Source organism: Parapedobacter sp. (assembly GCF_053550995.1).
Map to the genome: position 1 here is coordinate 1 of NZ_JBMQOC010000082.1, position 18,535 is coordinate 18,535.

The following is an 18,535-nucleotide window of genomic DNA, read 5'->3' on the forward strand; positions in this document are numbered from 1 at the left end:
GACCAACGGCCCACCGCTGTTCCCTTTATTGATAACGGCGTCTGTCTGTATAAACGATTCCACAGCTGTGTTGACGATGGGTTCATCATCCGATTGCGGGTAGCCCCCACGCTGTTGGTACTGCCGTTGCTGCAGTTCGCGGGCGATGATCCCCGTTGAGCGGCCGGTTGCGCTGACGATCCCGGCGGTTACCGTGGATTCCAACCCCAGGGGGTAACCAACGGCCAAGACCCATTCGCCGATGCGGACTTTATCCGAGTCGCCAAATTTGACGAAAGGAAGCCCCTCTTCATTGATCTTTATCAAGGCTAAATCGGTGTTGGGGTCACGGCCGATGATTTTGGCTTCAACAATACGTTTGTCGGTCAATTGCACCTCTATTTTATTCGCGTCTTCCACGACGTGGTTGTTGGTAACGATGTAACCATCTTGAGAGATGATGACGCCCGACCCTGTGGCCTGTACCGGTCGTTGCTGTTGTTGCCGCTGGCGTGGCATACCGAAAAACTCTTCGAATAAATCCATCGGTACGGCACCCGAACTTCTACTACGGCCGGGGTAGGTGGTGGTGATGTGAACAACGGCCGGTGCAACCATGGCCGCTGCCTGGGTAAAGTCGGGGTTTCCTGTCGAAGAAACCACGTTTGGCACTGGGTTGCTGGCGTAATGCAATTGTTGCCGTTCCTCAAATGACATCTTGCTTTCCTGTTTGCTTTCAAACAGTTTATAACCGCCCACAGCAATCAAACCTCCTACCAGTGCGGTTAACAATGTTAATCCTAATTTTTTCATCTGCGTAATTTGTTTTTTAATCTGCCTCATGAAACCTGCATTTACATCGCCTTTCATTGCAAAGTCGCTCACACGGCGGGTTCCATGATAGTTCCTAAATCGTTATAAGTCGAAAAATCTTGCTTCTGCAAAACAGATAGTCAAAGGTAATACCATTTGTCATGCGAAAGCAAATGGAACGGCCTACTTTTCTGTTAAATAATGTTAAAGCGGATTCCGAAGGATACCTGACAGCCCGTGATGAATTATTGAATGGATATACCTACCTTTGACCGGTTAACGGAAATATATGGCAACATACACGTTTTACAAGTATCAAGGAGCAGGCAATGATTTTATTGTCATCGATAACCGTAACCTGTTGTTTGACAGGGATGATATCGATTTGGTTCGCCGGTTGTGCGACCGGCGATTCGGCATTGGTGCCGATGGATTGATGCTATTGCAGAATGTGGATGGATATGATTTTGAAATGGTGTATTTCAACGCCGACGGCAGGGAGGGAAGCATGTGTGGGAATGGTGGGCGTTGTATCGTCGCATTTGCGAAAGACCAGGCGATAATTGACAAAGCAACCGACTTTTTGGCAGTGGATGGACAACACCATGCCGAAATTGACGGCCGCCGGGACTATGTAAGTCTTCAAATGATCGACGTCGACGCGATCGACCGTGATGCGGATGCTTATGTGCTTGATACCGGTTCGCCCCACTACGTGGCAACAGTAGAGGGGTTGGCAAACTTTCCGGTGATTGCCGAGGGGCGCCGCGTGCGTAACAGCGAGCGTTACCAAGCGGAGGGTATTAACGTGAATTTCGTGGAAGCGGAGGGAGCAGGATATTTTGTACGGACCTACGAACGTGGGGTGGAGGATGAAACGCTGGCCTGTGGTACGGGAGCCACGGCGGTAGCTATTGCCATGGCGGCGCACGAGGGAAAGAACGGTACGCTGACCATCCCGATCCGGGTGGCTGGCGGCAATCTTACCATACGCTTCCAAAAAGACGGGGCGCGTTTCACCGATGTATTCCTAGAGGGCCCCGCCAAATATGTATTTAAAGGGGAGATAACGGTGTAGCCTATGACATTGTTACGTTTCGTCCTCTATTTCCACGGATTCTCACTTGTCATCGCGGGGATAGCCGCTGTATTGCCCGCCATCTTCACAGATACCCCGGTTTTGAGCCCCCATTTCTGGTTGCTTTTTGTCGTGGTGTTCGCTACGACGTTGGTTGCCTACATATTGAGCGATCTTGGTATCCGAAAAGGAGGGGAACTGTCTATTCTCAGTCTTATCGGGGGGCTTTTTCTGAAGCTGTTGGCCTGTTTGGTGGCCGTAGCCGTATTGATAATAAAATACCCTGAAAATAAGATGCTTACGGCATTGAATTTTTTTTCATTATATTTCTTGTTCACAACCTTTGAAGTTAGCTGTTTGTTACGTAACTTGCGCGACCAAAATCAGACGTAAAAAATTGGGAATAGATGGATTTTAGGCACTTTTTCGACTCAAAAAAAATCAGCTTCATTGCGATTTTCGCCGTTTTTACAACCTTTTCCGTTGCACAAACTGCCGATTCCACCACCACAGCCGTTGCTTCGGTAAGCCACGAGGCCCACGGCGAAGAAGAATTTAAGCCCACCGAAGTGATTATGGAGCATATCGCCGATGCCCATGACTGGCACATTGTGGGTCATTATTCACTTCCGCTTCCGGTAATTCTTTACACCGATAAGGGGTTTGAGTTTTTCCTGTCTTCCCGGTTTCACCACGGTGAGCACGATTACCAAGGGAAGCACTATACCTACCGGTTAGTGGATAAAAAGAAAATACAGGTAGTGGGTGCGGATGGGGCCGTGGATGAAGCGGCATCGAAAAAGGTATGGGACTTTTCCATTACCAAGAACGTGGCGGCCATCTTCTTGTCGATGTTTTTATTGGTGCTGATTTTCTCTTCCGTAGCCCGTGCCTATAAAAAACGGCAAGGGAAAGCGCCCAAAGGCTTCCAATCGTTCATTGAACCGATTATCCTTTTTGTGCGTGATGACATCGCGCGGCCCAACATCGGGCATCGTTATGCACGGTTTATGCCGCTCCTGCTAACGATTTTCTTTTTCATTTGGATTAATAACCTGTTGGGGTTGATTCCCATTTTCCCGGGGGCGGCCAACGTGACCGGCAATATTGCTGTGACATTCGTGTTGGCATTCATCGTATTGATTGTCGTCAACATCAATGGCAATAGGTACTATTGGAAACACATTTTGGCGCCCGACGTGCCTTGGTGGCTTTATCCCATCATGATTCCCGTCGAACTGGTTGGCGTCATCTCGAAGCCGTTTGCACTGATGATCCGTCTGTTTGCGAACATCACCGCCGGCCACATCGTTATCCTGAGCTTGGTTTCATTGATTTTCGTTTTCAAATCGTTGGCCATCGCGCCGGTTTCATTAGCCTTTGTGTTGTTCATGAACGTTCTGGAGCTGCTCGTCGGTGTTTTGCAAGCATTTATATTTACGTTGCTCACGGCCCTGTTTATCGGCATGGCCGTAGAAGAGCATCATTAACGTGTTTACACTATATATAATATACATTAAATTCAATTTGTTATGGTAGGTTCAATTGCGGCAATCGGTGCCGGGTTAGCAGTTATCGGTGCCGGACTCGGTATCGGACAGGTTGGTGGCAAAGCCATGGAAGGTATTGCACGTCAGCCCGAAGCTGCTTCAAAAATTCAGACTGCGATGATCATTGCAGCGGCCCTTATTGAAGGTGTGGCCCTGTTTGCAGTCGTGGTTTCTTTGATGGGATTGTAAGATCTTACAAAGAGGTTACTGAATAGAGGGCCGGGCAACCGACGGTTGGTCCAATGTCCGGCCTTCATTTAAACGGAATCAAATTTAACATCGTATATGAATTTTGATATTGGTAATCCTAGTATAGGATTGGTTTTTTGGACCTTGGTAGCGTTCTTCCTGCTGTTGTTTCTATTGAAGAAGTTCGCATGGAAACCCATCATGGAAGCCATCGGTGAACGTGAGCAATCGATAGAAAGTGCATTGGCATCCGCTGAAAAGGCGAAAGAAGAGATGGCCCGCCTCACCAATGAAAACGAGCAACTGCTTAAGGATGCGCGTGCGGAACGCGATGTCATCCTAAAGGAAGCAAAGGAGTTGAAAGATCAACTGGTAGCCGACGCAAAGGTGCTTGCACAGGCGGAAGGTGCCAAGCTTATCGATCAGGCGCGGAAGGAAATCGACGACCAGAAGAAACAGGCATTGGCGGAAGTGAAGAACCAAGTGTCAACACTGTCCTTGGATATTGCCCGTAAGGTACTCCAAAAAGAGTTTGAAAACGAACAACGGCAGGAGGCATTGGTGGCCGACCTGTTGAAGGACGTAAAGTTGAATTAACTCATCCGAGGCAAAGAGCAATAACGATATGTCTGAGTTTAAAGTTGCGTCGCGATATGCCAAGTCGCTCATTGACCTAGCCCAGGAACAGGGCACCCTGGAGGTGGTTAAGAAAGATATGGAGCAGTTTATAGACACGCTACGTGCCAACAGTGAACTGCAAGCTGTGCTGAAGAACCCCATCATGAAGCAGGATAAGAAGCGTAATATCCTCGATGCGTTGTTTGGTGGGAAAATCCATCCTTCCATCGTCGCTTTTTTCCATATTATGGTTCGTAAGGGGCGTGCGGGTATCCTGTACGCAACGGCGCGCGAGTTCATCAGCGAATACAACGAAGTAAAAGGTATCGTACATGCGACGGTGGTGTCGGCAGCCAAGCTTTCTGCGAAGAACCTGGATGGATTGCAAAAGGTGATCGCCAGTGAGATTAACGCCGAGGTCCTACTGCGGAACACCGTGGACCCATCATTGATTGGTGGGTTTGTGGTCAAGGTGGGCGACCAGCAGATTGATGCAAGCATCAGCGGCAAGCTGAACAAATTGAGGCGCCATTTTGAAATAGCATAGCGGCATACAGCAAAAAGCAAAATAATAAAGAAACCCCTAATACAAATAAGATGATAGAGGTAAGACCCGATGAAGTGTCGGCAATTTTGAGAGAACAATTGTCGAGCTTTAAATCAGAAGCCGAGCTTGAAGAAGTCGGTACCGTATTGCAGATCGGCGACGGTATTGCACGGATATACGGCTTAACGAAAGTCCAGTCAGGCGAATTGGTAGAATTTGACAACGGATTGCAAGGCATTGTATTGAATCTCGAGGAAGATAACGTGGGTGTGGTATTGCTTGGGAAATCCGATGAGATCAAGGAAGGCGATACCATCAGGCGTACCCGCCGGATTGCCTCTATCAAGGTAGGCGAGGGTATGTTGGGGCGTGTGGTGAATACATTGGGTGAGCCTATCGATGGCAAAGGCCCTATCGTGGGCGATACGTATGAAATGCCTATCGAGCGCAAGGCACCGGGTGTTATCTATCGGCAGCCGGTAAATGAGCCATTGCAAACCGGTATCAAAGCAATCGATGCAATGATCCCGATTGGCCGTGGCCAGCGGGAATTGGTGATTGGCGACCGCCAAACGGGTAAGACTGCGGTATGTATCGATACCATTATCAATCAAAAGGAATTTTATGACGCTGGCGAGCCGGTATTCTGTATATATGTGGCGGTAGGACAAAAAAACTCAACGGTTGCCAATATCGTCCGTACGTTGGAAGAGAGTGGCGCAATGCCGTATACTGTTGTCGTGGCCGCATCCGCTGCGGATCCTGCACCGATGCAGTTTTATGCGCCTATGGCGGGTGCTGCCATCGGTGAGTTTTTCCGCGACACAGGTCGTCCCGCGTTGATTATCTACGACGATTTGTCCAAGCAAGCGGTAGCCTATCGCGAAGTGTCGCTGCTACTGCGCCGTCCGCCGGGACGTGAGGCGTATCCGGGTGACGTATTCTATCTGCACAGCCGCCTGTTGGAGCGTGCGGCGAAAATCAATAGCTCGGATGCCATTGCGCAAAACATGAACGACCTACCCGACTCGATTAAGGGGCTTGTCAAAGGTGGAGGCTCGTTGACCGCGTTGCCGATCATCGAGACCCAGGCCGGCGACGTATCCGCATATATCCCGACCAACGTGATCTCCATTACAGACGGCCAGATATTCTTGGAGTCAAACCTATTCAATGCGGGTGTGCGCCCTGCTATCAACGTGGGTATCTCGGTATCGCGGGTAGGTGGTAATGCCCAAATCAAATCGATGAAGAAGGTAGCCGGTACGTTGAAGCTCGACCAAGCGCAATACCGTGAGTTGGAAGCGTTCTCCAAATTCGGTTCCGATCTTGATGCCGCTACCAAAGCGGTGCTCGACAAAGGCGTGCGCAACGTGGAGATACTGAAACAAGGCCAATTCGCTCCTGTTCCCGTAGAAAAGCAGGTGGCGATTATTTATGCCGGTGTACGGGGACTATTCCGCAATGTGCCTGTGGATAAGGTGAAGGAATTTGAAGCGGAGTACCTGCAACAGCTTGAACAACGCCATCCGGAAGTGTTGAAAGCCTTAAAGGAAGGGAAATACAACGATGAACTGACGGGTGTATTGGAAAAGGTTGCGAAAGAATTGGCAGACAAGTATTAATAATTGAGACGAAAGACACTAGACATGAGACAACAGACATTTCGCGGAAGTATGGTCTGCTGTCTAGCGTCTAATGTCTGATGTCTAGTGTCTAGTGTCTAAAAAATGGCAAACTTAAAAGAAGTAAGGAACCGGATTACATCGGTCACGTCTACGCAGCAGATTACGAAGGCGATGAAGATGGTTTCGGCGGCTAAGCTCAAACGGGCGACGAATGCTATTGTACAATTACGTCCATACGCTGAGAAGCTCAGAGACATTTTAGCTAATGTATCCGCTAGCGTGGAAAGTGGTGCATCTCCCTACACGATAGACCGTAAGCCCAATAAGGTGTTGGTCGTCGTTATTGCTTCCAACCGCGGTTTGGCCGGAGCCTTCAATACCAACGTGATAAAAGCCGCCAACCAACTCATAGCCCAACGGTACAGCGAGCAGTTGCATGCCGGGAACGTGAGCGTAATTGCTATCGGGAAGCGCGCACAAGATTATTACATGAGACGTAGCTATCAGGTGGTGGGTAATCACAATGATCTGTTCCTCGATCTTAATTTCGAGCATACGTCGAAGATTGCCGAAGTAATCATGGAAGGTTTCGCTGGTGGTGAATACGACCGCGTGGAATTGGTATACAACCGTTTCAAGAATGCCGCTGTTCAGCTCTTGACGACCGAACAATTGCTGCCGCTGTTGCCAACAAAGGAAATTTCCACTACAGCGGAAACGGAAGTGGATTATATCATTGAACCCTCGAAAGAGAAGATTGTAGAGGAGTTGATTCCTAAAGCCATCCGGGTACAGTTGTATAAGGCGGTGCTGGATTCGCATGCCTCTGAGCATGGAGCACGGATGACCGCTATGGATAAGGCCACTGATAATGCTGGCGAATTACTCAAGTCGCTGAAACTCTCTTATAACCAAGCACGCCAAGCGGCAATTACGACCGAACTCACGGAGATTGTGAGTGGTGCCGCTGCGCTATCTAACGGTTAGGTATCTACCGATACAAATTGCTTATTAAAAAGGACATTCGATGTCCTTTTTTTGTTCACGCTGTCTATACATGCAAAATACCTATTATTGGGTATATATTTGCGAAAACAAATCCGCTATATTTGTGTTGTTCTTCACGTAGCATGTGATACCGCTCTTTGGCAAGGTTATTGAGTCATTGGAATCGCAACGTGCGTGGGAGATCAAAGATTTTTTTGATCATTTATCTATATTTATTGTAGCAAGTGTGGGGCGACCTTGGTTATTTCCTGCCAAGAGGAGGAGGCTACATTATCCGGCTTACATGAAAGAACTAATACTTCGCTTCAAGACTGTGCCCCGCTGGGCAATATTACTCCTGGATTTACTGATATTAACCTGGTCGTTTTCGTTATCCTACTTTATAGCCAAGCAATTTAATTTCCAAGAGATTGTACGGGGACACTTCTTTATCTATACGGCAATGTATAGCAGCATTGCTTTGCCGGTCTTTTTCCTGATGCGCATACACACGGGTTTGATTCGGTATTCGGATACGCGGGATATGTTGAAGATATTTTCGGCGATGCTGTTCACTTCGGTGGCCTATCTCATGGTTGTTTATTTAATCCTCGGTCCACTTTTGGGTATTCATGATACGCAGCTGGGCTTGGTGATGCTCATCAATTTTTTTATCGCAACCTCGTTGCTCATTATGCTGCGGATTACGGTGAAGAACATCTATTTTATGCTGATGCGGAAAGCGCAGGATGTAGATACCGTGCGGGTGTTGATTTATGGGGCTGACCAAAATGCGGTCATGGCCAAGCAGGCCCTGGAGAACAGTACGGAATCGAAGTTCATCATCATCGGTTTCATAGATACCAACCGCAGTAAACTGAATAGTTATATTGAACGGAAGCGGGTTTACCATGTGAAGGACCTTTCCGCGCTGAAAGATCGGTATGCGATCGATCAGATGATTTTTGTGAAAGACCATTTGGGCGGCCGGGATAAGAAAGTCATCGTAGAACGCTGTTTGCGGCTTGGGATTAAGGTGCTAACCGTCCCTCCCGCTTCGGAATGGGTATCGGGGAGACTGCGATTGCAACAAATCAAGAATCTTCGCATCGAAGACTTATTGCAACGGGCACCTATTAAAATCAACAATGACAAGATATGTGACGACCTTTGCGGCAAGCGTATCTTGATTACGGGCGCTGCCGGTTCCATTGGCTCCGAAATTGTCCGCCAGGTGTTGCGCTACGAACCCCAGGTGCTTGTGCTTTGCGATCAAGCGGAATCGCCCATGCATGAGATCCAATTGGAAATCGAGGAAAAGTTTCCGAGCAGCAACGTGGTGGTGGCGATTGCTGATATCCGTAATTTAGAGCGGATGCATCAGATTTTCAATGATTACCGACCGGAATTGGTCTACCATGCCGCAGCGTATAAACATGTGCCGATGATGGAGCGGAATCCGGGGGAAGCGGTAAGCACCAATATCGGTGGTACGAAGAACATCGCTGATCTGTCGATCCTCTTTGGCGTGAAGAAGTTCGTGATGATATCCACGGATAAAGCGGTGAACCCTACCAACGTAATGGGGGCTTCGAAACGCATTGCCGAGATTTATACCCAAAGCCTGGATGGACAGCAATCGCTGCAATTTGTTGATTCGGCCCACGGTCGGAGTTCGACGGTGAAGGGAACCCGTTTTATAACCACCCGTTTTGGGAATGTTCTCGGATCGAATGGGTCCGTTATTCCCCGTTTCCGGGCGCAGATAGAAAAAGGGGGGCCGCTGACGGTGACCCATCCCGAGATTACACGATATTTCATGACGATACCCGAAGCTGTACAGCTAGTATTGGAGGCCGGTACCATGGGTAAAGGTGGTGAAATCTACGTCTTTGACATGGGCAAGCCGGTTAAGATCGTCGATCTGGCGCGGAAAATGATTCAGCTCGCCGGTTTGAAACCCGAGAAAGATGTCGAAATCATTTACACCGGCTTGCGGAGTGGTGAGAAGCTCTATGAAGAACTCCTGAACGATGGTGAAAAGGTATTGCCTACCCATCACGACAAGATACATATTGCCCGGGTTAACCCGGTCGACTATGAATATGCGAAGCGTATCATTTATGAACTTGTTGCATTGAACGAACGGAAGAACAGCAGTGGTGTCGTCAGGAAGATGAAAGAAATCGTTCCGGAGTTTGTCAGTAAGAATTCACCTTTCGAAGCGTTAGATTCAGTGGGCTAAGCTCGGTATTCACCACCTGATCAGTGCACTTGCCCAAGTAAATCCCGAACCAAAGGCGGCTAGGCAAACGAGGTCGCCGGGTTCTATTTTACCGGCCTCCCATGCCTCACAAAGAGCAATGGGTATCGACGCCGCCGTGGTATTCCCGTATTTTTGAATGTTATTGAAAACCTGGTCATCCGACAATCCCAATAATTTCTGCACATATTGGCTAATCCGCAAGTTGGCTTGGTGGGGTACCAGTAAATCGATGGCCTTTTCAGAAAGGCCGTTGGTAGCCAATGCTTCTTTGATCACTTCCGGGAATTTGACTATTGCCTTCTTGAATACCGCCGGTCCATCCATGTAGGGTAGGGCGGCGCCACTTTCCAACTGCTCTGCCGTAAGAAAAAGTCCGCCCAATTCTTGGTCGGGGAATGGTGCTGGATGGTCCAGCCATTTGTTGGCATGAGCGCCAGGATAGTACATCGCCAGAAGCTCTGCGTCTGAGCCGTCGCTGTGGAGATGGGTACTGAGGATGCCACTATCCCTTTCTTCGGTAGGCTGGAGCACCACGGCTCCGGCACCATCACCAAAGATAACGGATACATTGCGGCTTCGGGTCTCGAAATCCATGGCGAATGAATGTTTTTCGCTACCCACAACCAGGATGTTCTTGTACATGCCTGTTTTGATGAATTGATCGGCCACGGATAATGCGTATACAAATCCCGAACACTGGTTGCGGACATCCAGCGCCCCGACTTCGCGCATACCCATTTCTCGTTGCAGCAAGACCCCGCAACCGGGGAAATAATAGTCGGGGCTCAACGTGGCAAAGACAATGAAATCGATATCCTGGGGGGTTGTGCCAGCCCGTTCCATCGCTGCCTTGGCGGCTTCGACGGCCATGGTGGTCGTCGTTTCGCCGTATCGGTCGGCGAAACGGCGCTCCTGTATGCCTGTCCGCTCCCTAATCCATTCGTCACTCGTTTCCATGAAACGTGTCAAATCGGAGTTGGTATAAACATGGTTCGGAACATACATGCCGATACCTGCTATTTTTGATTGATGCATATGGCGCTATCTAAAACCGGGTTTCTTTGATACAATTGTACGGAAATTTTACAAAAAGACGTAACTTTGCCTATATGACGGTCGAAACGCAGGAAGAAACCTTTACACTAGATCAGATATTGGCCGCTGTTACCCCCGGTCGCCGCCTAATTCTATGGAATGACGAAACCAACACGTTTGATCACGTGATCAATTGCCTGGTAAAGCATCTCCAGTATACGGAAACCGAGGCCGAGGACATCGCGTGGAAGGTCCACAACGAAGGCAAATGCGCGGTGCTGGAAGGCAGTTATACCGAAGTGGAAGTTTATCGGAAAATACTTAAATCAGAAGGCCTCACGGTAAGCGTGGAGTAACAACCGGCGTCTTAAGGTAACAATGTAAGCGATGCAGCCCCCCAGCTGTAATAAAGCGGTTACCATCGATAACAGATTGCAATAAAAGCACAATCTTTGCGGCCGATATTCAGGTACTATTTTATGTTAGAAAACAAACGGATGAACGCTTCACGGAGGATAAGGGGAATTAAATACATTGGCTTATTACTGGTTCTCGCATGGCCCGTTGCATTGTTTGCGCAACAGACATCCGGTAGCATATCGGCCATGGTGATTGATGCGGGGTCTAAGGAGCCGGTTGGGTTTGCTAGTGCCGCGTTGCTTACGCAAACCGGTAAATCGTATGTCGCTGGGATGCAAACCGTTGATGATGGGAAAGTCGTGTTTAACGATGTCGATCCAGGTGTCTATGCCCTTAGGGTCTCGTACGTGGGCTATGATAATTACCTGAAAGAGCAGATAACGGTAGCATCAGGCAAACACGTCGATTTAGGCAATATCCTGCTGCAGGCTTCGGGGGAGGTGCTTGAGGAAGTCGTTGTGGAAGGTACGCCACCGGCCATGGAGCTGGGTATTGACCGTAAGATATTCAATGTTGCCCAAAGCACCCTGAGTGTCGGCGGAACAGCCACCGATCTCTTATCTAATGTCCCTTCCTTGCAAGTGGATATGGATGGTACGGTGAGTCTGCGTGGCTCCAGTAGCGTCCGCATCCTGATCAACGGACGCGAATCGGCGTTGGCTGGCAGTGATGTGTCCCAATTTCTGCAAGCATTGCCGGCAGATGCAGTGGAGCGGATCGAGGTGGTGACAAACCCATCTTCGAAATACGATGCGGAAGGGCAATCGGGTATTATCAATATCGTATTGAAAAAAAACACCTACCTGGGATTCAACGGCTCGGTGAATGCTTCCGGGGGTTCCTATAATAATTACATGGCTGGCCTTAATCTCAACTTCCGTAATCGGAACTTCAACTATTACGGTGGCTATACATTCAACCGCCGGAACATGATGGGTGGGGGGGTGAATAACACCGAGATATTGAGCAATAGCAGTCAAACCAATAATGTGAGCGAAAGTGCCCGGCTGGGTCTCAACCACAGCGTGCAATTGGGTGTGGATTATTACCTTGGCGAGAAGACCCTTATCGGCGTGGCGGGTAACCTGAGCCTGCGTGGAAACAATCGCGACGAGGACTTATTTTACCAATATCTTAACCACCCACAACTATCGGGTAATAGTAGTAGGTACTCCCGTCAGGATGAAGACGATTTAGGCTATGAAATTGCGCTGGATGTGAAGCACGACTTCCAGCGTGAAGGGGAAGAGTTGCTAGCCAACTTCTCATATGGGTATGACGGTGAAGAAGGTGTAAATAGGTTTAATCAGGACTATACCACGCCACCTGAGGAAATGTATGAGCGTATGCGCATCAATGACACCGAGGAAGATGGCCGCAATATCAACGTACAGCTGGATTATGTACGCCCGTTTGGCGACAACCATAAATTCGAGGCAGGTTACCAAACTACCGTACGCAGTAGTTTGGAGCACCAATATTCGCAAGTAGACTCTACCGACGGCCTGCGGCCGGATTATTCGGTGAGCAACGATTTTGACATGACGAGTAGCGTACACGCATTATATGCCAATTACCAGAATAAACTGACAGATAAATTGGGCTATCAGGTAGGCGTCCGCGCTGAGCAGGCCTATCTCGATACGGAACTTGGTTTGCTCACACCGGGTTTGTCCGATGATGAACGTACGACGAGTGGCCGGTTGGATTATTTCCGCTTGTATCCCAGTGTGTTTTTGACGCAGGAATTCGGGAACAAGAACCAGGTGCAGCTTAGTTATACACGTCGCGTAAGCAGGCCGCGCGGATGGCAGGTCAATCCTTTTATCGATGTATCTGACAACCTGAACCACCGGCAAGGGAATCCAAACCTGTTGCCCGAAGATATCCATTCATTCGAATTGGGCTATACGAAGACGTGGCCATCACTGTTGGTTACTTCCTCCGTATACCATCGCATCGTTAACGATGTAACGCAGCCGATTATCCGCGAAGTGGATGAAAATACCGGCGTTACCCTTATGCAGTGGCAGAACATCAGCCGGAATGAATCGACCGGGCTGGAACTTATCTCACGGATAGATCTCTCCAAAAAGTGGGACGTTATGGCCAATGTGAATGCTTACCACACCCGTTTCCAGGGGAGTGAGGAGTTCGATATCGACGGTTCTGAAGGTTTCAGCTGGAATGGGAATGTGATGACGAACTATCGGTTCACCCCCATATTTTCATTGCAGGCCAGGTTTGACTACCGGGCTCCCCGTATCATGGCCCAGGGAAAGATGATCGAAAACTACGTTATTGATGCGGCGCTCAAACTGGATGTGCTAAACCGCAAGGGGAGTATCATGTTTAATGCTCGCGACCTCCTGAACCAACGTAGGTTCGGTGGGTTTACCACGAGCAATGGTGTGTATCGGTACTTCGAGCACCGGTGGATGCGGCGCACCTTCACACTATCATTCAGCTATCGGTTCGGCGACCAAAGCCTCAAACGGGAGGACCGCAAGCGGCGAAACGAAGGCATGCAAGACTTTGGCGGGGGAGAAGGCGAGCAGCAGTACTAAAACAGCTGTTTGAGCGCCGACAGCGTATTGATACTTTGCTTGACGTCCGAAGGTACCTCCACATTGTTGGGATTGAAATAAATGGCATCCATACCCACATTTTGGGCGCCCCTTATGTCGGCATCCAAACTATCGCCAATCATCACGCTATTTGCGATGGTGGTGTCGGCGTTGTCGACCGCATGATGGAATATCTGAGGATGTGGCTTATGGAAGCCTACCACTTCCGATATCACAACCGTATTAAAGTATTTTTTCAGGTCGCACGTGGTGATCTTGGTCTCAGAGGCGTCGCCGAATCCATTGGAGATAAGGTGCAATGTGTATTTCTGCTGCAGATAGGCAAGCGTTTCATGCGCGTGCGGGAAGAGATTGGTTTTCTGCGGGCATAACCGGAGATAGTCTTCCTCAAAAGCTGGCGGAAACCATTTCGGATCGACGCCGAATTCGCGAAAAGTATCGGCAAACCGTGCCACACGGAGCGCTGCCTTGGTAATTTTACCATGATGGTATAACGCCCACAGGCGGTGGTTGTTGCGGTTATACGTATCGATGAACACCGTGGCAGACTCAATGCCCAAGCTGTGGAACCGATAAGTGTCGAACAGCTCCATTAGGGTCTCCGAAGCATTCTTTTCGAAATCCCAAATGGTGTGGTCCAAATCAAAGAAGATGTCGGTTTTGCCCGCGTATTGCATGAGGCAAAGATAGCTATTATACCTGGTCACCCCCGGGAGGGGAGTTTCCTAATATTGTCATAATGTAACCTGCAGTTTGTAACTAACCGATGTAAATCGATACTTTTGTAGTTGCTTTTCAGGAGTTTGCTATGCGGAAACCTTTGGTATTGTTTTATTTCCTTGTTTTTTACGCCACGGCGCAGTTGGTATGGTGGGGGGTATTGCTTATCGAGGCCCAACCCGACCGGAAGGTGATGATCATCGGCGAGGGCATATTTTTTATGCTGATTTTTGTGGTAGGGGCGCTCAAGTTGAAAAAGGCATTCGTGCGTGAGCATAAGATACAGCAACAGCAGCAGAACTTTCTTTTGGCGGTGACCCACGAACTCAAATCTCCCTTGGCTTCCATCAAACTGGCCATCCAGACCATTCTTAAGCGCAGCCTGAGTGACGAACAGCGTAACCAGTTCCTGTCTAACTCGCTAAAGGATATCGAGCGGCTGGATGATTTGGTGGGTAATGTGCTGATTGCCACAAAACTCGAGAACTTGCGCTACAACTTCCCTAAGGAAAATATCGACCTCAGTGAACTCGTAAAGAATGTGGCGGGCCGTTTGCAGATCCATTCGTGCACGACGCAGGTAATCAAAACGGAGCTCGAATCCGGCTTGCAAATCGAGGGAGACCGATTTGCCATCACGAATGTGGTGACTAACCTGATCGAGAATGCCGTGAAATACTCCCCTCCGTGCGCACACGTATCGATAAAGCTTGCCCAGGATAACGGCAATGTCATATTCAGTGTGGCAGACCACGGCATGGGGATTGCAGACAATGAAAAAAAATTGATTTTCAACAAGTTTTATCGTGTAGGGAGTGAAGATACCCGAAAGACCAAAGGAACGGGATTGGGGCTATATATCGTGAAAACGGTGCTTGAGCGTCACCGCGCACATATTTCAGTAAAAGATAATACGCCGTCGGGCAGTATTTTTGAAGTCATGTTTCCGTTAACGAATGCTGTTTTTTTAGCGGCAGCGGAAAACCGAGCTTACGAGCTCACCGACGGTAAAGCGGTAAAGTAACTTTATCTAAGTTTAATAATCATTATGCAACAAACTAAGCAACGCATTCTATTGGTAGAAGATGAGGAGCACTTGTTGGACGCCATCAAGCTCAACCTCGAATTGGAAGGTTACCGCGTGTCTACGGCCACCGATGGAAAAAAGGCATTGAAGATATTCAAGGAAGAGCGGTTCAACTTGGTGATATTGGATGTGATGATTCCTGAGATCGATGGTTTCCAAGTGGCTGAAACCATACGGTTGCAAAATACCGAAGTGCCCATCATGTTCCTTACGGCGAAAAATAGCAGCGAGGATCGTATCACTGGGCTCAAAAAGGGAGCGGATGATTACCTCGTGAAGCCGTTCAACTTGGAAGAGTTGATTCTGCGCGTAGGGATTTTGGTGCGTCGCGGGATGAAGGGAGATGACCTCAAAGAGCTCAATTCGTATCAGATTGGCGACAAAACCATCTACTTCAATTCGTTCGAGTTACACCACGCGGACGGTACGGTGACCTCGCTCACCAAAAAAGAAACGATGTTGCTCAAGCTGCTTATCGAGCGGCGCAATGAGGCGGTATCGCGCGAGCAGATACTGGAAACCGTTTGGAACTATGATGTATACCCGTCTACGCGCACAATCGATAATTTTATCCTAACCTTTCGGAAGTACTTCGAGCCCGACCAGAAACACCCGATATACTTCCATTCTATCCGTGGGGTAGGTTATAAATTTACCGACAATCAACAAGCATCATGATGACTTCCCGAGCACGTGCCATCGTATTGGTACTTGCTTTTTTTGTGCTGGCTTGGGCAATCTACACCGAAGCATACCAAGTTGCCGCGATGGTGGCCGGGGCCATGGGTTACCTGATCTGGAGCCATTACAGGGAAGGTACGGTCTTCATTGCCACCCAAGCGTTCCAGAAAAAAGATTACGAAAAAACACAACGGCTGTTGGCAGACATCAGGAAGCCCGAGTACCTACGTAAAGGGCGGCGCAACTATTACGAGTTTATGAGCGGTAATATAGCCTTGAAAGCGGAGGATTACGATGCCGCCGAGCGGCATTTCCAGATCGCTTCACGGTTGCCATTCCGCCGCCCGAACGACAAAGCCATTATCTTGGTCCACCTGGCCAATATCAATCTACGGAAAAAAGACTACGAGCGGGTACGGGCGTATGTCGAGCTGGCGCGTAAGCTGGAAGTGACCTCCCGCGTAGCACAGATCATCAATAAAATCGAAAACGAAATACCAAAAGAATAAGCGTGACAAACAATTTACAGAACGATTTGCTCATCCGGGCGGCTTTCTCGCAGCCCACTGAGCGGCCACCGGTTTGGATGATGCGGCAAGCAGGCCGGTTTATGAAAGAATATTGGGCGATCAAAAACAGGTATTCTTTCCTGGAGATGTGCAAGACGCCCGAAATAGCGGCCGATGTAACCCTATTGCCGGTGGATTTGCTGGGGGTGGATGCCGCCATTTTGTTTTCAGATATCCTCGTGACGGGTGAGGCTATGGGCGGGCAGTTAAGCTTTGAACAGGGCGTGGGCCCCCGCTTTGCCAACCCGGTCCGCACGCAGGCGGATGCGGAAGCGTTGCGTACCGATGTGCTGGACAAATTGCAATACGTTGGTGATGCTATCGGGGTTATCCAGCAGCGCTTGCAGGGCCGCATTCCCCTCATCGGGTTTGTCGGCGCACCGTTTACGGTGTTGAGTTACCTGGTAGAGGGCGGTTCATCGCGCGATTTTAAGCGCACCAAGCTGCTGCTTAATAACGAACCCGAACTGGCGCATCTCATTTTACAGAAAATAGCCGATTTGACGGTCGCGTACCTCAATATGCAGATCGCTGCCGGGGTGAACGCGGTGCAGTTGTTTGATAGCTGGGCACAAGCACTTTCGTGGAGTGATTACCAGGTGTTTGCCCATGCATATAATGCCCAAATCGTTTCTAAGTTACACCGGAAGGATATTCCCGTCATTTCTTTCTGTAAGGGGAGCTCGGTGTTTGCGCCGCTGATGGCGGAAGCTGGCCCTGACGTGGTTTCCGTGGATTGGAATGCGGATCTCCGTAACATCAAAGATAATCTCCCCCAAGGCGTGGCGGTGCAGGGTAACCTGGACCCGTTTGTATTGTATGCCGATAAAAAGGTAATCAAGGAGAAAATCTTGCAGCTGTTTGAGCGTATGCGCGGACAGGATGGGTTTATCTTTAACTTAGGGCATGGTATCATGCCCGACATCCCATTCGATAACGTAAAATACGCGTTTGAGGTGGTGAAAGAGTTTAGGTATTAGATTTTACCCTTTACGTTGGTTCCATGCTGTATCTCTACGCGAAAGCCATACACATCATCTTCGTTATCTGCTGGATGGCCGGGCTGTTTTATATGGTGCGGCTGTTTATCTACCATACGGAGGCAAAGCAGAAGCCGGCGACGGAATATGAGGTGCTGCACCGGCAGTTTGTGGTGATGGAGCGCAAGCTATGGTGGATCATTACCACACCTGCCATGTACCTCACGGTAGGGGCGGGACTCGTGATGCTCTATGTTAACCCGGCACTTTTACAGGCCGGGTGGATGCACGTGAAGCTGACCTTCGTGCTCGGCTTGGTGGGGTACCACTTCGTATGCCAGCGCGTGATGTTCAACCTGCGTACCGAAGTGAATACGTGGACTTCCACACGGCTGCGCTTATGGAACGAACTGGCTACGGTGCTGCTGTTTGCCATTGTTTTTGTGGTGGTGCTCAAAAGCACCATCAACTGGATCTACGGGGTGGTGGGCTTGCTGCTGTTCGGTGTGATGCTGATGGTTGCCGTGAAGCTCTATAAGAAAATCAGGGAGCGGGGGTAGTAGATTGCAGCGGCTTGGCTCATGAGCGGAGCGCTGTTGCTAACGAGCAAAACTTTTCCGCTCATAAGCAAAGCTTTATTGCTAATGAGCAAAACTTTTCAGCTCATGAGCGAAGCCTTATTGCTAATGAGCAAAACTTTTCCGCTCATAAGCAAAGCTTTATTGCTAATGAGCAAAACTTTTCAGCTCATGAGCAAAGCCTTATTGCTAATGAGCAAAACTTTTCAGCTCATGAGCAAA

19 protein-coding genes are annotated in these 18,535 nt (G+C 49.1%); 16 read left to right on the plus strand and 3 right to left on the minus strand.

Going from position 1 to position 18,535, the window contains the following annotated elements:
- Window positions 1-792, minus strand: a 792-nt coding sequence (locus ACO1NT_RS11400; RefSeq protein WP_449048754.1) for a S1C family serine protease, incomplete at its 3' end; no start/stop codon positions are given.
- A gap of 289 nt (window positions 793-1,081) precedes the next feature.
- Here ACO1NT_RS11400 and dapF point away from each other — a divergent pair.
- The 9 genes from dapF (at window position 1,082) to ACO1NT_RS11445 (ending at window position 9,634) form a co-directional block, all read left to right on the plus strand.
- A complete protein-coding gene (gene dapF, locus ACO1NT_RS11405; RefSeq protein ID WP_449048755.1) occupies window positions 1,082-1,870 on the plus strand; it encodes a diaminopimelate epimerase in 789 nt (262 codons plus the stop codon).
- 3 nt (window positions 1,871-1,873) lie between these two features.
- On the plus strand, window positions 1,874-2,263 hold the full coding sequence (locus ACO1NT_RS11410; RefSeq protein ID WP_449048756.1) for a hypothetical protein: 390 nt from the start codon (window positions 1,874-1,876) through the stop codon (window positions 2,261-2,263).
- 14 nt (window positions 2,264-2,277) lie between these two features.
- The gene (gene atpB, locus ACO1NT_RS11415) at window positions 2,278-3,360 is read left to right on the plus strand and encodes a F0F1 ATP synthase subunit A (protein ID WP_449048757.1); all 1,083 of its coding nucleotides are present in this window, start codon (window positions 2,278-2,280) and stop codon (window positions 3,358-3,360) included.
- A gap of 42 nt (window positions 3,361-3,402) precedes the next feature.
- On the plus strand, window positions 3,403-3,609 hold the full coding sequence (atpE, locus tag ACO1NT_RS11420) for an ATP synthase F0 subunit C (protein WP_449048758.1): 207 nt from the start codon (window positions 3,403-3,405) through the stop codon (window positions 3,607-3,609).
- A gap of 96 nt (window positions 3,610-3,705) precedes the next feature.
- A complete protein-coding gene (locus tag ACO1NT_RS11425) occupies window positions 3,706-4,206 on the plus strand; it encodes a F0F1 ATP synthase subunit B (RefSeq protein ID WP_449048759.1) in 501 nt (166 codons plus the stop codon).
- 28 nt (window positions 4,207-4,234) lie between these two features.
- Complete coding sequence (gene atpH, locus ACO1NT_RS11430; protein ID WP_449048760.1) at window positions 4,235-4,774, plus strand: ATP synthase F1 subunit delta; 540 nt, start codon at window positions 4,235-4,237, stop codon at window positions 4,772-4,774.
- Between the two features lie 50 nt (window positions 4,775-4,824).
- Window positions 4,825-6,399, plus strand: coding sequence for a F0F1 ATP synthase subunit alpha (atpA, locus tag ACO1NT_RS11435; protein WP_449048761.1), 1,575 nt, complete (start codon window positions 4,825-4,827; stop codon window positions 6,397-6,399).
- A 105-nt stretch (window positions 6,400-6,504) separates the two neighbouring features.
- Window positions 6,505-7,389 carry an ATP synthase F1 subunit gamma gene (gene atpG / locus ACO1NT_RS11440; RefSeq protein ID WP_449048762.1) on the plus strand — a complete coding sequence of 295 codons (885 nt, stop codon included), beginning with the start codon at window positions 6,505-6,507 and terminating at the stop codon, window positions 7,387-7,389.
- A 304-nt stretch (window positions 7,390-7,693) separates the two neighbouring features.
- Window positions 7,694-9,634 (plus strand): polysaccharide biosynthesis protein, encoded by a 1,941-nt coding sequence (locus ACO1NT_RS11445; RefSeq protein ID WP_449048763.1) that lies wholly within the window; start codon window positions 7,694-7,696, stop codon window positions 9,632-9,634.
- A 9-nt stretch (window positions 9,635-9,643) separates the two neighbouring features.
- On the opposite strand, the gene ACO1NT_RS11450 is transcribed toward ACO1NT_RS11445, so the two are convergent.
- The gene (locus ACO1NT_RS11450; RefSeq protein ID WP_449048764.1) at window positions 9,644-10,690 is read right to left on the minus strand and encodes a 3-oxoacyl-ACP synthase III family protein; all 1,047 of its coding nucleotides are present in this window, start codon (window positions 10,688-10,690) and stop codon (window positions 9,644-9,646) included.
- A gap of 74 nt (window positions 10,691-10,764) precedes the next feature.
- On the opposite strand from ACO1NT_RS11450, the gene ACO1NT_RS11455 reads away from it, so the two are divergent.
- A complete protein-coding gene (locus ACO1NT_RS11455; protein WP_449048765.1) occupies window positions 10,765-11,046 on the plus strand; it encodes an ATP-dependent Clp protease adaptor ClpS in 282 nt (93 codons plus the stop codon).
- Window positions 11,047-11,187: 141 nt separating this feature from the next.
- Window positions 11,188-13,677, plus strand: coding sequence for a TonB-dependent receptor domain-containing protein (locus tag ACO1NT_RS11460; protein WP_449048766.1), 2,490 nt, complete (start codon window positions 11,188-11,190; stop codon window positions 13,675-13,677).
- Here the strand turns inward: ACO1NT_RS11460 and ACO1NT_RS11465 are convergent.
- On the minus strand, window positions 13,674-14,375 hold the full coding sequence (locus tag ACO1NT_RS11465; RefSeq protein ID WP_449048767.1) for a YjjG family noncanonical pyrimidine nucleotidase: 702 nt from the start codon (window positions 14,373-14,375) through the stop codon (window positions 13,674-13,676). The two genes, ACO1NT_RS11460 and ACO1NT_RS11465, sit on opposite strands and share 4 nt — an antisense overlap.
- Window positions 14,376-14,506: 131 nt before the next feature.
- On the opposite strand from ACO1NT_RS11465, the gene ACO1NT_RS11470 reads away from it, so the two are divergent.
- From ACO1NT_RS11470 to hemJ, 5 genes are read left to right on the plus strand one after another with little or no spacing between them, the layout of a single operon-like run.
- Window positions 14,507-15,442, plus strand: a complete 936-nt coding sequence (locus ACO1NT_RS11470; RefSeq protein ID WP_449048768.1) for a sensor histidine kinase — start codon at window positions 14,507-14,509, stop codon at window positions 15,440-15,442.
- 24 nt (window positions 15,443-15,466) lie between these two features.
- Window positions 15,467-16,183: a response regulator transcription factor gene (locus ACO1NT_RS11475; RefSeq protein ID WP_449048769.1), complete on the plus strand. Its 717-nt coding sequence runs from the start codon at window positions 15,467-15,469 to the stop codon at window positions 16,181-16,183.
- Complete coding sequence (locus tag ACO1NT_RS11480; protein WP_449048770.1) at window positions 16,180-16,695, plus strand: hypothetical protein; 516 nt, start codon at window positions 16,180-16,182, stop codon at window positions 16,693-16,695. The genes ACO1NT_RS11475 and ACO1NT_RS11480 overlap by 4 nt, the downstream gene beginning before the upstream one ends.
- Before the next feature lie 2 nt (window positions 16,696-16,697).
- Window positions 16,698-17,735, plus strand: coding sequence for a uroporphyrinogen decarboxylase (gene hemE, locus ACO1NT_RS11485; RefSeq protein ID WP_449048771.1), 1,038 nt, complete (start codon window positions 16,698-16,700; stop codon window positions 17,733-17,735).
- A 23-nt stretch (window positions 17,736-17,758) separates the two neighbouring features.
- Window positions 17,759-18,295, plus strand: a complete 537-nt coding sequence (gene hemJ / locus ACO1NT_RS11490) for a protoporphyrinogen oxidase HemJ (RefSeq protein ID WP_326326522.1) — start codon at window positions 17,759-17,761, stop codon at window positions 18,293-18,295.
- The last annotated feature ends 240 nt before the right edge of the window (window positions 18,296-18,535 follow it).